General features: G+C 28.5%; 15 protein-coding genes and 1 other annotated feature. Of the genes, 10 read left to right on the top strand and 5 right to left on the bottom strand.

Annotated elements, in window-relative coordinates; genetic code table 11:
* Positions 1 to 23: 23 nt before the first annotated feature.
* Entirely contained in the window at positions 24 to 1,073 is a 1,050-nt protein-coding gene (locus B3086_RS07895) for a carbamoyl phosphate synthase small subunit (protein WP_346848220.1), read from the bottom strand.
* Between the two features lie 337 nt (positions 1,074 to 1,410).
* Here B3086_RS07895 and B3086_RS07890 point away from each other — a divergent pair, with 337 nt between their 5' ends.
* The 5 genes from B3086_RS07890 (at position 1,411) to argS (ending at position 6,274) form a co-directional block, all read left to right on the top strand.
* A complete protein-coding gene (locus tag B3086_RS07890; RefSeq protein ID WP_346848101.1) occupies positions 1,411 to 1,584 on the top strand; it encodes a hypothetical protein in 174 nt (57 codons plus the stop codon).
* Positions 1,585 to 1,717: 133 nt separating this feature from the next.
* Complete coding sequence (locus tag B3086_RS07885) at positions 1,718 to 2,080, top strand: YccF domain-containing protein (RefSeq protein ID WP_346848102.1); 363 nt, start codon at positions 1,718 to 1,720, stop codon at positions 2,078 to 2,080.
* Between the two features lie 64 nt (positions 2,081 to 2,144).
* On the top strand, positions 2,145 to 2,396 hold the full coding sequence (locus B3086_RS07880; protein ID WP_035132998.1) for a DUF1653 domain-containing protein: 252 nt from the start codon (positions 2,145 to 2,147) through the stop codon (positions 2,394 to 2,396).
* A 120-nt stretch (positions 2,397 to 2,516) separates the two neighbouring features.
* On the top strand, positions 2,517 to 4,097 hold the full coding sequence (locus B3086_RS07875) for an ABC-F family ATP-binding cassette domain-containing protein (protein ID WP_346876246.1): 1,581 nt from the start codon (positions 2,517 to 2,519) through the stop codon (positions 4,095 to 4,097).
* Between the two features lie 143 nt (positions 4,098 to 4,240).
* Positions 4,241 to 4,499: a binding site (T-box leader), on the top strand.
* A gap of 80 nt (positions 4,500 to 4,579) precedes the next feature.
* Positions 4,580 to 6,274 carry an arginine--tRNA ligase gene (argS, locus tag B3086_RS07870; RefSeq protein ID WP_346848103.1) on the top strand — a complete coding sequence of 565 codons (1,695 nt, stop codon included), beginning with the start codon at positions 4,580 to 4,582 and terminating at the stop codon, positions 6,272 to 6,274.
* A 56-nt stretch (positions 6,275 to 6,330) separates the two neighbouring features.
* On the opposite strand, the gene B3086_RS07865 is transcribed toward argS, so the two are convergent.
* The 3 genes from B3086_RS07865 to B3086_RS07855 are packed head-to-tail and all read right to left on the bottom strand — an operon-like array spanning position 6,331 to position 8,521.
* The gene (locus B3086_RS07865) at positions 6,331 to 6,498 is read right to left on the bottom strand and encodes a FeoB-associated Cys-rich membrane protein (protein WP_346880268.1); all 168 of its coding nucleotides are present in this window, start codon (positions 6,496 to 6,498) and stop codon (positions 6,331 to 6,333) included.
* 15 nt (positions 6,499 to 6,513) lie between these two features.
* Positions 6,514 to 8,292: a ferrous iron transport protein B gene (feoB, locus tag B3086_RS07860; protein WP_346848105.1), complete on the bottom strand. Its 1,779-nt coding sequence runs from the start codon at positions 8,290 to 8,292 to the stop codon at positions 6,514 to 6,516.
* Position 8,293: 1 nt separating this feature from the next.
* Positions 8,294 to 8,521, bottom strand: coding sequence for a FeoA family protein (locus B3086_RS07855; protein ID WP_035133006.1), 228 nt, complete (start codon positions 8,519 to 8,521; stop codon positions 8,294 to 8,296).
* 218 nt (positions 8,522 to 8,739) lie between these two features.
* Between B3086_RS07855 and B3086_RS07850 the strand changes: the two genes are divergently transcribed.
* The 3 genes from B3086_RS07850 to B3086_RS07840 all read left to right on the top strand — a co-directional run bounded on the left by B3086_RS07850 (position 8,740) and on the right by B3086_RS07840 (position 11,967).
* Positions 8,740 to 9,405: a ribonuclease H-like domain-containing protein gene (locus tag B3086_RS07850; RefSeq protein WP_150845565.1), complete on the top strand. Its 666-nt coding sequence runs from the start codon at positions 8,740 to 8,742 to the stop codon at positions 9,403 to 9,405.
* A 202-nt stretch (positions 9,406 to 9,607) separates the two neighbouring features.
* On the top strand, positions 9,608 to 11,305 hold the full coding sequence (ade, locus tag B3086_RS07845; RefSeq protein WP_346848106.1) for an adenine deaminase: 1,698 nt from the start codon (positions 9,608 to 9,610) through the stop codon (positions 11,303 to 11,305).
* Between the two features lie 89 nt (positions 11,306 to 11,394).
* Complete coding sequence (locus tag B3086_RS07840) at positions 11,395 to 11,967, top strand: FUSC family protein (RefSeq protein ID WP_346848107.1); 573 nt, start codon at positions 11,395 to 11,397, stop codon at positions 11,965 to 11,967.
* 74 nt (positions 11,968 to 12,041) lie between these two features.
* Here the strand turns inward: B3086_RS07840 and trhA are convergent, their stop codons facing one another.
* Positions 12,042 to 12,698: a PAQR family membrane homeostasis protein TrhA gene (gene trhA / locus B3086_RS07835; protein WP_346848108.1), complete on the bottom strand. Its 657-nt coding sequence runs from the start codon at positions 12,696 to 12,698 to the stop codon at positions 12,042 to 12,044.
* A gap of 242 nt (positions 12,699 to 12,940) precedes the next feature.
* Between trhA and B3086_RS07830 the strand changes: the two genes are divergently transcribed.
* Together B3086_RS07830 and B3086_RS07825 are read left to right on the top strand one after the other, a co-directional pair.
* Positions 12,941 to 13,531 carry a DUF1836 domain-containing protein gene (locus tag B3086_RS07830; protein WP_035135888.1) on the top strand — a complete coding sequence of 197 codons (591 nt, stop codon included), beginning with the start codon at positions 12,941 to 12,943 and terminating at the stop codon, positions 13,529 to 13,531.
* Between the two features lie 203 nt (positions 13,532 to 13,734).
* Positions 13,735 to 14,088, top strand: coding sequence for an ArsR/SmtB family transcription factor (locus B3086_RS07825; RefSeq protein ID WP_035135755.1), 354 nt, complete (start codon positions 13,735 to 13,737; stop codon positions 14,086 to 14,088).
* Position 14,089 lies beyond the last annotated feature (1 nt).

The following is a 14,089-nucleotide window of genomic DNA, read 5'->3' as shown; positions in this document are numbered from 1 at the left end:
CTCACTGTCTTTCTTAATGTAATTTATTTTATTAAGCTTAAAAAACTATCAAATATAACGTTATTTTCTTTAGGTCCTGGTGATGCTTCTGGATGATATTGTACACTTGCTATTGGCAATTTTTTATGCATCATACCTTCTAAGGTGCCGTCATTTACACTGACATGAGTGATGTCCATATCAACAGGTAACTTAGAAACATAGTAGCCATGATTTTGACTAGTTATGTATACCTTACTTGATATAATATCTTTCACTGGGTGATTAGATCCTCTATGACCAAACTTTAGTTTACTAGTTTCTCCACCAAAGGCCCAAGCTAAAAGTTGATGTCCAAGGCAAATTCCGCAAGTAGGTTTTGAAGTTGCTAATTTTACTACTTCTTTAACTATATTATCTAATTTCATAGGGTCTCCAGGACCATTAGATAGAAATATTAAATCTGGGTTTGTAGAAAGAATTTCTTCAGCCTTTGAGGTAGCTGGAAACACAGTTAGTCTACAATTTCTTTCTTTGAAACTTTTCAAGATATTTGATTTAACTCCAAAATCCATAACGGCAACATGTGGTCCACTGCCTGGTATTTCATATATTTCATCAGTAGATACTTTATACACAGCATCATCATTTTGGAATTTTTCCAACTTATCCTTTATATCTTCTAAGGATAAGTTTTTAGTTGTTATATAACCCTTCATTGATCCATGGTCTCTAAGAATTTTCGTAAGGGCCCTTGTATCAATACCTTCTAGTCCAAAAATCTTGTTTTCTATAAGATATCCATCTAACTCCATCTCACATCTGAAGTTTGAAGGATTATTAGATTTTTCTCTTACAATAAACCCCTTAACTTTTGGAGAAGAAGATTCTAAATCCTCTAAATTAATTCCATAATTTCCAATTAAGGGATAGGTCATAGTTACAATTTGACCATAATAAGATGGATCAGTAAGAGTTTCCTGATACCCAGTCATAGATGTATTAAATACTACTTCTCCAACGGTATCATCAATGTATCCAAAGGCTTTACCTTTGAATTCCATTCCGTTTTCTAATATAAGTTTTGCTTCAATATTTTTTGTTTTCAAGAAAAACCCTCCAATCAAAATAATTAATGTACAACAAAAAGGACAACAAACAAAGCAAATTATTAGATGCTCTATTTATTATCCTATGGGTTTCTCTTTAAAATAATTATAATTCTAGCCATTATTCCTGTCTCCCTTCTTGGCCTCTCTGGACCAACTTAAAAGTAGATTTATCTTTTTGATTTTATAAAAAATTTTTTCAAATGTCAATAATAAAATAAATATATTATTATAAAATATAATTTTTAATGAAGTATATAGCAAATATTTGTTGAATAAATCTAATAAAATTACTAACAATAAATTCAGGAGGTGATAACAAATGAGTGAAAACAATAATTTTAAAAATAATGGTTTGAAAAATGATAATAATCTCCAAGGATTAAATTCAAAGGCTATTGGTAATTATACTAAAGGGGCCGTAGAAAATTTTGAAAATAAAATTGTTAGTGAAACAAATTATTTAGAGAAAGTAAATGAAAATTTAGATAAATAAAAATATTTATAAATAAGCTTAGGTAAATTTAATTTTATCTAAGCTTATTTTTGTTAATTTTTATTAAATTCCATTGCAAATATAAATTAATTATATATTATATTAATTATTAGAAGTATTTAAGGAGTATATTATGAGTTGTTTAGGAAATATTATTTGGTTTGTATTTGGAGGATTAGTTGCAGGGTTGCAATGGTTTTTAACAGGTCTTTTATGGTGTATAACTATTGTGGGAATACCAGTTGGTATTCAGTGTTTTAAGTTAGCTAAACTACAATTTGCACCTTTCGGAAAAGAAGTTATTACAACAAATGATAGTAGTATGGGATTTTTTCTGAATATATTATGGGTAATATTTGGAGGTTTGCTCCTTGCAATAACCAATATAATAAGTGCATTTTTACTGTCTATAACTATAATAGGGATACCTTTTGCTGCTCAATCATTAAAAATGGCAAAATTATCTTTAGCACCATTTGGAAAAGATGTAATATAAGAATTGATTTAATAGGTTATATTTATGATTATTGTAGTATTAAAGTAATTATATAGGAGGAGTTATGAGAGATATATCAGAATTAAAGGGGAAGATTTTTAGACACTTCAAAGGGGATTTATATTTACTTGAGGATTTTGTAATAAATTCAGAAACGCAAGAAAAGATGGTGCTATATAGAGCATTATATGGGGAGTGTGGATTGTTTGTAAGACCATATAAGATGTTTATAGAAGAAGTACCTAAAAATAAGGTTAATCCAACAGGACAAAGGTATAGATTTCAAGAGATAATAGTAGAAAGTAAAAATATTTGAAGTAAAGAATAGTATAAAATATAAATCTATGTTATAATAGTAATCGTATGTTTTAAAGAAAAGTTCAAGAGGTTTTACCCAATGGGTAAGACTTTTTTAATGATAATTGGAGGTAACGTTATGATTAGTACTACAGGAGTTAGTTTAAGATACGGAGGACGTAAACTTTTTGAGGATGTTAATATTAAGTTCACAGAAGGTAATTGTTATGGATTAATAGGAGCAAATGGTGCAGGGAAGTCTACATTTCTTAAAATATTATCCGGAGATATAGAACCTAATACAGGCGAAGTTAATATAACACCAGGACAAAGATTAGCAGTTTTAAAGCAAGATCACTTTGCTTATGATGAAGAAGAAGTACTAAGAACTGTAATTATGGGTCATCCTAGATTAATTGAAATTATGAATGAAAAGGATGCTCTTTATGCTAAAGAAGATTTTAGTGATGAAGATGGTATAAGAGCCTCTGAGCTTGAAGGTGAGTTTGCAGATCTTAATGGTTGGGAAGCTGAAAGTGAAGCAGCTACATTACTTCAAGGACTTGGGATAACAGAAGATTTACATTACAAGTTAATGAAGGATTTAAATGGTTCAGAGAAGGTTAAAGTCTTACTTGCACAAGCCTTATTTGGTCATCCAGATATTCTTTTACTTGACGAGCCTACCAACCACTTAGATATTAAATCTATAGCTTGGCTTGAAAATTTCTTAATGGATTTTGAGGGAACTGTTATTGTGGTATCCCACGATAGACACTTCCTAAATAAAGTATGTACTAATATGGCTGATGTAGACTTTGGAAAAATTCAAATGTATGTTGGTAACTATGATTTCTGGTATGAATCAAGTCAATTAGCATTACAAATGTCTAAGGATCAGAATAAAAAGAAAGAAGAAAAAATTAAAGAGCTTCAAAACTTTATAGCTCGTTTTAGTTCTAATGCATCAAAAGCTAAGCAAGCAACTAGTAGAAAGAAGCAATTAGATAAATTAACTCTTGATGATATTAAGCCATCTTCAAGAAGATATCCATTTGTAGGATTTAAAGCGGATAGAGAAGCTGGTAATGATTTGTTAGTTGTTGAGAATCTATGTAAGACTATTGATGGTGTTAAAGTTTTAGATAATGTAAGTTTTATGATATATAAGAATGATAAGGTAGCATTTTTAGGAGATGGTATTGCTAAAACCACTTTATTTAAAATATTGATGGGTGAAATGGAACCAGATAGTGGAAGCTATAAATGGGGGATAACTACATCTCAATCGTATTTCCCATCTGATAACTCTGAGTTCTTTGAGAGTTGCGATCTAAATCTTGTGGATTGGTTAAGACAATTTTCAGAAGAAAAGGCGGAAAGTTTTATAAGAGGATTCCTTGGAAGAATGTTATTCTCAGGAGAAGAAGCATTAAAGCAAGCATCTGTGCTATCTGGAGGGGAAAAAGTTCGTTGTATGCTATCAAAGATGATGTTAAGTGGAGCTAACGTATTAATCTTAGATGAGCCTACAAACCACCTAGATCTTGAATCCATAACAGCAGTTAATAATGGATTAATTAACTTTGCTGGAACTATATTATTTACATCCCATGACCATCAGTTTATTAATACTGTTGCAAATAGAATAATAGAAATTATTCCTGGTGGTGTAATTGATAAGAATATGACTTATGATGAGTATTTAGAATTAAAATAGAGCTTAGGTTGATATAAAAATTACTTTTGTAGTAGATAGGCATTAAATGAATAAATTAACATTTAACTTGTATAAATATTAATTTATTTAGTTGACAATTTACCATTATTTATTTATAATACAAATAATATAAAATTTAATATGGAAATTCTATGAAAAGGACAGTACTTTCTTTATTAATTCTTAAAGCGAGTGAAGGTTGGTGTGAGCTTCACAAGAATAAAAGAATCTTAACAAGTAATTGTAGGGAAATTTATTTATAATAAATTAGGAAGAGAACCTTGGAGAAGCTGCCCCAAAGGATTACTTAGTAGGGTTAGTCGTGAAAAGCGTTAAAATTATGAGTGGACTTTTTAAAAAAGTCAATTAGAGTGGTACCACGGGTATATAACCGTCTCTTTCCAATGGAAAGAGACGGTTTTTTATATGCATTTTGAAATTTTAATAAATAAAAGAGTTAGAAATAAAAAGGAGGATTTATTATGGAGTATAAAAATATAATAGCAGAAAATTTATGTAAGCATATAGATATGGAAAAGGAAACAATAGAAAGACTTGTTGAAAACCCACCAAAACCAGAAATGGGGGACTTTGCATTCCCGTGTTTTCAGTTAGCAAAATCTATGAAGAAAGCACCAAATATGATAGCTCAAGATCTAAAAGGATTACTTGGTAATTTAGATGGATTTGAAAAAATAGAAGCTTTTGGTCCTTATATAAACTTTTTTGTAGCTAAAAATGATTTTATGAAAGAAATTATTGAAAAAGTATTAAATGAGAAAGAGAATTATGGAAGTACAAAAGAAGGAGTAGGCAAAAATGTAATTGTTGAATATTGTTCAGCTAATATTGCAAAGCCATTTCACGTAGGACATTTATATACTACTATGATTGGTAATTCTCTTTATAAAATATTTAATTCTCAGGGATATAACGCTATAGGGATAAACCACTTAGGAGACTGGGGAACACAATTTGGTAAACTTATATATGCATATAATCATTGGGGTGATGAGAAAGCTTTAGAGGAAGAACCGATTAAAGAAATGTTAAGGGTTTATGTAAAATTTCATGATGAAGCAGAAAAAAATCCTGCTCTTGATGATGAAGGAAGAAAGCATTTTAAACTTCTAGAGGATGGTAATGAAGAAGAAGTTAAGCTGTGGACTAAATTTAAAGACTTAAGCTTAAAGGAATTTGATAAATTATTTAATATGTTAAATGTGAAATTCGATTCTTTTGCTGGTGAAAGCTTCTATCAAGATAAAATGGATGCTGTCATTGATGAAATAGAATCTAAAGGGTTATTAACGGAAAGTAATGGTGCTAAGGTTGTTATGTTAGAGGAGCTTAATATTCCACCTTGTATAATAAAGAAGGCAGATGGAGCTACAATATATGCCACTCGTGATTTAGCAGCTATGTTCTATAGAAAGAAAACCTATGATTTTTATAAGAATATATATGTAGTTGCAAAGGATCAATCCCTTCACTTTAAACAAGTATTTAGCACAGTTAAAAAGATGGGCTATGATTGGGCTGATGATTGTATACATGTACCATTTGGCTTAGTTCGTTTCCCAGATAAGAAGCTTTCTACAAGAAAAGGCGATGTAGTATTCCTTGAGGATTTGTTAAACGAAGCTGTAGTTAAAACAGAAGAAATAATAAATGAGAAAAATCCTACATTAGAAAATAAAAAAGAAGTAGCTAAGAAGGTAGGAATTGGAGCAGTTGTCTTTGCTTATCTTAAAAACTCAAGAGAGAGAGACATAATCTTTGATTGGGATGAAATGCTTAGCTTTGAAGGAGAAACTGGACCATATGTTCAATACACTTATGCTAGAGGAAAGAGTATTTTAAGAAAATTAGGAGAAGGTACTGGAGAAGTTGATTATGGTAAGCTTATTTCAGAGGAAGAGTTTGAACTAGTTAAAACTTTATCTGGGTTTAATAATTCTATTAAGCAGGCTTTGGATAAACTACAACCAAGTATAGTTACAAGATTTACTATAGATGTAGCTAAAGCTTTTAATAAATTCTATAATTCTATAAATATATCTAATTCAGAGGACGAAGTAACAAAGAATACCAGATTAGCTTTAGTTAAAGCTACTCTTCAAGTAATAGAAAGTGGATTACATCTTATAGGTCTTGAAACAGTAGATGAAATGTAATAAAAGATTAATATAAAGAAAATCCCTTGGACAATTTATCATCCAAGGGATTTTCTTTACTTATTATGTTGTTTATCATCCTCATATTTTTTTATTGTATTAACGTAATTAGGACACTTAGAGGTACAACTACCACAATTACATCCTTTAGATTTTTTCTTTAAATTTTTAAATAGAATAAAGATCGCTAATATAGCAATAATTATAGTTATAAGTATTTCCATAGTATTATCACCTCTTTAAAATATCAGTGAAGCTATATGATATATTCCAAATGAAAAAATCCATGCCACAATAAATTGATATACAACTGAGAATACAGCAAGTTTTCCGCTGAATTCTTTTTTAAAGGTAGCTACAACAGAAACACATGGTGTGTATAACAAAGTAAATACTAAGAAAGAAAGACCACTAGCTATTGTAAATGTCGTAGCTATGCTATTAGCTAAATCACCTGTATAAAGTACCCCTAGAGTTCCTATAACTACTTCTTTAGCCATAAGTCCAGTTAAAAGTGCCACAGAGTTTTCCCATGTACCAAAGCCTAATGGAACAAAAATCGGGGATATGAAGTTACCTATAGATGCAAGGAAACTTTCGTTAATTTCAGACATTCCACTCATATTAAAGTTTGATAAGAACCATACTAGAACAGATATAGAGAATATCAAAGTTCCAGCCTTTTTTAAAAATCCTTTACCTTTTTCCCAAGTATGAAGTATTAAACTTTTAAACTCAGGAAGTTTGTATTCAGGTAATTCTATTATAAAGGGTTCTTCGTCTTTTTTAAATAAAGTATTTTTAAATATAAACGCCATTATAAAGGCTACTATAAGTCCTAAGAAATATAATCCGAAAATGACTAATGATTCATAACCTGCAAAGAGTGCACCAGCAAATAGGGCATATACAGGTAATCTGGCATTACAAGACATAAAAGGAATAATCAGAGCTGTTAACTTTCTATCTTTTTCACTTTCTAAAGTTCTTGCAGACATTATTCCTGGTACTGAACATCCAAAGCCCATTATTAAAGGTATAAAAGCCTTTCCTGAAAGTCCTAATTTTCTCATTAACTTGTCCATAATAAATGCTGTTCTAGCCATATAACCGCTATCTTCAAGGAAGCTAATCCCTACAAATAGAGTTAATATAATTGGAAGAAACACAATTACTGAACCAACACCACCAATGATACCATCAATTATTAATGATTTAAACCAAGGGTATGTATTAGCTAGAGGTATTTCTATTAAAGATACAAAGTCTTCATTGACTAGTTTATCAGCTAATTCTTGCAGTGGCCCACCAACCCAATCAAAGGTAAATTTAAATATAATAAACATAATTCCTAAAAATATAGGGTAAGCCAAAAACTTATTAAGCACAATAGAATCTAATTTTTCAGTAATAGTATTAATGTTTGTTTTTTTTCCTTCTACACATCTGTTCAGAATGTTTTCTATATATCCATAGGTTTCTTTTTCGTTCATTTTATTAAACTCATGTTTAGAATTAATAGTTTTATCTATAGAGTTAAAGGAAGAGTTATTAATAAGAAAGTCTTTAACCTCTTTTACACCTTCACCTTTTGAAGCAGATATAGCCATAATATTAACACCTAATTCTTTAGATAAATCGGAATAATTAATGTGAATTCCATTACTTTCTGCTACATCTATCATATTTACCACTAATAAAATAGGCTTATTAAATTCGGTTAATTGAGAGGTTAAGTAAAGGTTTCTCTCAAGATTAGAACCGTCTATTATATTTACAATTAAATCTACTTCATCAGTATACAAAAAGTTTTTAGACACTTTTTCTTCATTAGAAAAGGTATCCATTGCATATATACCTGGTAGGTCAACAATTTTTATTTCCTTTGACAAATATCCTTCTTTTTTATCTACAGTTACACCTGCCCAGTTACCTACATATTGGTTAGAACCTGTTAGTGCATTAAATAAAGTTGTTTTTCCTACATTAGGATTACCAATAAGGGCAATGGTTTTCATATTACACTGCCTCCTTAATAAAAATTAATTCAGCATCTTTTTTTCTGATTGCAAGGTCTGTCCCTCTTAAGTTTATAATAATTGGATCCCCTAAAGGAGCGGTTTTCTTAACTAAAACCTCTGTTCCTTCAACAAACCCTAAAGCTAATAATCTTTTAGCTAATCTATCATCACATGCAAGTTCTTTAATTAAACCTTTATCACCAGGTTTTAAATTAAAAACATTCATGAATATCACTCCTTTATGAAAATAATTATCAATATCTATGGTAATATTATATTCTAAATGATAACCAATGTCAACTTAAAATATGTATTAATAAAATGCATAAAACGGATGTATAATATAGATAAAAGGGATTTATTTATGGTATAATATAATTATATATTTTTATAGTACATATAATTATATATAGGTTTATTTGAAGTACAATACCTATTAAAGAAATGAGTGGTAAGGTGATAGTTAAAGAAAGTACTATAGACATTGAAAAAGATAAATTTAAACAAAGTCTAAATATTAGCGGAGATAATGAACTTTATAAAAAATCAGTTTTCTTTGACTTAGAACATTATGTTTATAAGAAACCTATATGCATAGGGGTCTTTGGAGCAGGATATTATGACGAAGAAAATAATAAGTTGGTAATTACTCAGTATATGATTGAAAATAAGCATGAACTTGAGAAAATTCTTGCCTTGGCTAAAGAGTATTTTGAAAATATGAGAAATACATTAAAAAAAGAATATGTTGTTACTTTTTCAGGTAATAATGATTATCTAGTAATTGATTATCTGTTTAAAAAATATAAGTTAAATTATACTGTAGAAGAATATTTTAAAAGTATAGATTTGCAAAAAAAATATGAACAAGTTAAACAGAAGTCAATAGGACTTAAAGCACTAGAGAGTGAATGTGACATTGTTAGGGAAAGTGAAGTCATAAGTGGCTCAACATTAGCTAAAACCTTTGGTAAGATAATGAAAGATGATATGTATTTTTCAAGAATGCCTATGGAAAAGAAAGAGAAAATTCTTTTGTATAATATGCAGGATGTAGTTAGTTTATTTCATATATATACTCAATGGAATAAGTATATTAGACCAGAGTAATTAAAAACTATCTCATAGAAGAATATAAATTTGTATTTTTCTATGAGATAATTTTATATATATTGTATTTGGTATTCACAAATTTAGAATGTGGGAAATAATAGTTAAATTGTATAGAATGAATTAATATATTAAACATGATACCACATAAATTCATAATAACATACAAAATACATATAATTCTAAAAATTTAGGGGGTATTATGGAAATATTAATAAAAGGAAAAGGCGCTACTATAGGGAATGATAAGTGTGATTTAGTACTTAAAAATAGTAAATTTATTAATGTATTTACTGAAGAAATAGAAGAGGGAGATATAGGAATTATTGATGACACAATTATAGGAATAGGTTCATATGAAGGGCTTAAGGAAATTGATTGTAGTTCTAAAGTTATATGTCCAGGGTTTATGGATGGACACATTCATGTGGAATCTTCCATGACAACTCCAGAATCTTATGGAAATGTAGCTTTAGCCAATGGGGTTACTACAGTAGTAGCTGATCCGCACGAAATTGCCAATGTACTTGGAATTGATGGAATATCTTTCATGCTAGATAGTGCACAAAGAAGCCCTTTGGATATATATTTTATGATGCCTTCCTGTGTACCAGCAGTATCCTTCGAAGAGAACGGTGCTATTTTAAGTGCAGAAGATTTATCTAAGTTTATTGATAAACCAGAAGTAATAGGGCTTGGTGAGGTAATGGATATACCTTCTGTAATAGAGCAAGCACCGTCCATGATGAATAAGTTGAATGTATTTAGAGATAAAATTATAGATGGGCATGCACCTCAAATTTCTTATAAACATCTTAATCAATACATTTTATCAGGTGTAAGAACTGACCACGAATGTTCTTCAAAAGAAGAAGCTTTAGAAAAAGTAAAATTAGGTATGTATATTCTTATAAGGGAAGGTTCTGCTGCTAAAAATTTAAAGGATTTGATTTCTGCAGTTAATAATAAGAATTTTCGAAGGTTTTTATTTTGTACTGATGATAGACATCTAGAGGATTTGGTGGAAGAGGGATCTATAAATAATGCTATTAAACTCAGTATACAAAGTGGTATTGATCCTATAAAAGCATATATAATGGGGAGTTATAATGGGTACACATGTTATGGCATAAAAGATAAAGGAGCTATAGCACCAGGATATAAGGCTGATCTGGTTATTTTAAATGATTTAAATGAGGTAGATATTTATAAAGTAATTAAGTCAGGTCGAGAAATAGATGACTATAATAAATTATCTTACATTGTTAAAAGTGAAAACACTATGAAAATAGAAAAGCTGAAAGAGGAGGACTTTAGAATACTATCTAATGGAAACAAAGTAAATGTAATTGGTGTAACTCCAGGATCTCTTGAAACTAAGTTGTTAGTGAAATCTAGTAAAACTATAGATGGATATTTAGATATGAGTGAATATGAAGATGTTTTAAAAATAGGAGTTTTCGAAAGACATAAAAATACAAATCATTATTCCTTAGGATATTTATCGGGATTAGGTATTAAAAACTGTGCTATAGCTCAAAGTATAGCACATGATTCTCATAATATTATAGTTATAGGAGATAATGATAAGGATATGTGTAAGGCGGTAAATAAGCTAATTGACATAGGTGGAGGAATTACTATAGTCAGTGAAGGTGTACTAATTGATAGTCTACCCTTAGAAATAGGAGGATTGATGACTAATTCACCTATAGATTATGTATATAATAAGTTGAAAAATTTAAATAGATTAGTAAAGAACTATGGATTAAAACCTGATATGGATGCGTTTATAACCTTATCTTTTATGAGTCTACCTGTTATTCCAAAGGTGAAGCTTACAAGTAAAGGATTATTTTCCTATGATTTATTTAAATTTATTGAACTTTCTTTTAATTAATTACAACACAATATTACAAGTTATATAATATTAATAATACTTTTTATATAATTAAAAAATGAACAACATTAATTAAGGAGATTGTAATCTTGAAGAACTTAAACTCTATATATAAATTTAAGAAATATATCGGTATGAGAAATATAAAAACTGCTCTAGCCGCAGTAATAAGTGTAATTGTAGCTGAATTGTTTCATCTTCAATCACCATTTTTTGTGGTTACAGGTGCCTTGATTTCTATGGAAACCACAGTGAAGAAGGGAATTAATGCTGGAATTGCAAGGGTGCTTGGTACTATAATGGGAGGAATAATAGGCATTATAACTGTTCTAATAGATCCAGGTAACATATTTCTGCTCTTTTTAGGAATGGTGCTTTTGATTACATTACTTAATATATTAAAATGGCAAGACTCTATATCTATGGCTTGTGTTGTATTTTGTGTAATTATGATTACTATGACTAGTGAAAATATAGTTCTATACGCTTTTCAAAGAACCGTTGATACTATTGTTGGAATTGTAATATCGATAATAATTAATTACATTATATCTCCACCCTCAGATTCTAAATTTGCTAAGGGTAAATCGGAGCATGAGGATGATGAAGATATAGAAAATTTTATTATGAAAGTTCCTGAAAAAATAGATATAAAAGAGTAAAAATAGTAAAAACTACTGATTAATTTATCAATTAATCAGTAGTTTTTATTTTCGAAAATTTTATTAATTAAATGTTATAGATTAAATACATACCTATAAATGAAGTAATAATGAGTAAAACTTCCAAGTAGAACAAAAATATGAAATATTTCATGAGCACCAAAAGTTCTGTGTTTACCTTTTCTTTCTAAGCAATATATAATTCCACCGATGGTGTATAATACTCCGCCTATCACTAGTATTGAAAGACCTCTACTAGATACAACTTTTGAAAGTGGATTAAAAATGAATATAGCCATCCATCCCATAGCAATATAAATAGAGGAAGATAACCAGGAAGGACAATTAATCCAATACAATTTAAAAAGAATTCCAATTATAGCTACAGTCCATATTATAGCAAGCATATAGTACCTAATTGGTGTCTCTAATAGAACTAAGCATATAGGTGTATAAGTTCCAGCAATTAATACAAATATCATAGCATGATCAATCTTTCTAAGGATATTAATCATGGAATCTTTAGCTACGGTAAGGTGATATACACTGCTAGCTGTATACAGTAGAATTAAACTTATTCCAAATATAACAGTTGATATTAAAGTGTATATGTTGTAATTGTTACTATGAAGTTGAGCAAATAATAAGAAACATAAACCAAGTAAAGAAATTATAGCTCCCACCATATGGGAAAATCCACTAAAGGGCTCTCTAAATTTTGAATTAGTCATAATATACCTCCTAAGATTTATTGTAACATATAGTTATCAATACTATGTATTATTATATGTATATTATATCACATTGATTATATAAATATATATAATAATTATTAAAAATGTGTTAATTATAATTATTAATTAAGTTTAAGTTTCTATAAAATAATTTTAATATGTATATTTATATCTAATATTATTTACTACTATTAATAATAATATTATAATAAAAGAAAATATACATAAGAGGTGATTATGTGAACTTTAATATAGAAAATTTAGAAGAGCTTTTAATTAATATGAACTTAGATGATAGGATTAATATTAATAAAATACCAGATATTGATTTATATATGGATCAAGTAATTCAATTATTTGAAAATAACTTAGAGCATATAAAAAGAAACCCTACGGACAAGATTTTAACCAAAACTATGATAAATAACTACTCTAAAGACAAATTGCTTTTTCAAAATAAAAATAAAAAATATTCTAAAGATCATATTCTTTTAATGATTTTAATTTATGATTTAAAGCAAACTTTGTCTATAGCTGATATAAAAAAATTATTTACCCCTATGGTAAAAATATTATCAGAAGAAAAATCAAATTTTGATTTAAGTAATATATATAATGAATATCTTTCATTAAAGAAAAATCAAATTGATAAAGAAAAAGAATTCTTAACTTCAATTGTCAATGATACAACTAATTTATGTGAAAAAGAAACTACTAAAAATTATGAGGATTATAAAAAAATATTATTGATTATATTAACACTTTTAAATTCAGCGTCCTTAAATAAAAGAATTGCAGAAAAGATGATAGATACTTATTTTAATGAATAAATTTAAAATCAATGAATAAATAAAATGACTGCCTTAATAGATAGTCATTTTATTTTTAGGTGTAAATTTATAATTAATGCTTATATTATAAATTATATGAAATATTTAATTAAATATATTGTTTGAAAAGTATTGACAAAAAAAAGAAATGAGCATAGTATAAACGTATGAACAAGTGTTCACATGAAAGGGGTATGTAATATATGTATAAAGAAGAGGTTTGTATGCAAGTTTGCATACATGATGAAATTACTGAGAAATTAAAAGATAAAACTTTAAATGATACTACAGTAGAGGAACTGTCAAATTTATTTAAGTCCATGGCAGATCCTACTAGGGTTAAAATATTAAATATTTTGTTAAATACAGAAGCTTGTGTTTGCGACATAGCAGCTTTAACTAATATGACACAATCTGCAATATCTCATCAATTAAGAGTACTAAAGCTAGCTAGGATTGTAAAATCAAGAAAAGATGGAAAAGTTGTATATTATTCTTTAGATGATGATCATGTTAAAGATATTTTCTATAAAGGACTTAGCCACGTTAATGAATAAA

This window comes from Clostridium sp. UBA871, from assembly GCF_002295255.1.
GTDB classification, from domain to species: domain Bacteria; phylum Bacillota; class Clostridia; order Clostridiales; family Clostridiaceae; genus Clostridium_J; species Clostridium_J sulfidigenes.
The sequence above is the reverse complement of the archived record's forward strand: the minus strand, read 5'-3'. Positions and strand labels throughout refer to the sequence as shown.

What these genes read in the sequence shown, in the direction of transcription:
- B3086_RS07875 (WP_346876246.1), top strand. Translation starts at nt 2,517, where the DNA reads ATGATTAGTACTACAGGAGTTAGTTTAAGATACGGAGGACGTAAACTT.
- B3086_RS07855 (WP_035133006.1), bottom strand. Translation starts at nt 8,521, where the DNA reads ATGAATGTTTTTAATTTAAAACCTGGTGATAAAGGTTTAATTAAAGAA.
- ade (WP_346848106.1), top strand. Translation starts at nt 9,608, where the DNA reads ATGGAAATATTAATAAAAGGAAAAGGCGCTACTATAGGGAATGATAAG.
- trhA (WP_346848108.1), bottom strand. Translation starts at nt 12,698, where the DNA reads ATGACTAATTCAAAATTTAGAGAGCCCTTTAGTGGATTTTCCCATATG.
- B3086_RS07850 (WP_150845565.1), top strand. Translation starts at nt 8,740, where the DNA reads ATGAGTGGTAAGGTGATAGTTAAAGAAAGTACTATAGACATTGAAAAA.
- B3086_RS07890 (WP_346848101.1), top strand. Translation starts at nt 1,411, where the DNA reads ATGAGTGAAAACAATAATTTTAAAAATAATGGTTTGAAAAATGATAAT.
- argS (WP_346848103.1), top strand. Translation starts at nt 4,580, where the DNA reads ATGGAGTATAAAAATATAATAGCAGAAAATTTATGTAAGCATATAGAT.
- B3086_RS07825 (WP_035135755.1), top strand. Translation starts at nt 13,735, where the DNA reads ATGTATAAAGAAGAGGTTTGTATGCAAGTTTGCATACATGATGAAATT.
- B3086_RS07880 (WP_035132998.1), top strand. Translation starts at nt 2,145, where the DNA reads ATGAGAGATATATCAGAATTAAAGGGGAAGATTTTTAGACACTTCAAA.
- feoB (WP_346848105.1), bottom strand. Translation starts at nt 8,292, where the DNA reads ATGAAAACCATTGCCCTTATTGGTAATCCTAATGTAGGAAAAACAACT.
- B3086_RS07865 (WP_346880268.1), bottom strand. Translation starts at nt 6,498, where the DNA reads ATGGAAATACTTATAACTATAATTATTGCTATATTAGCGATCTTTATT.
- B3086_RS07885 (WP_346848102.1), top strand. Translation starts at nt 1,718, where the DNA reads ATGAGTTGTTTAGGAAATATTATTTGGTTTGTATTTGGAGGATTAGTT.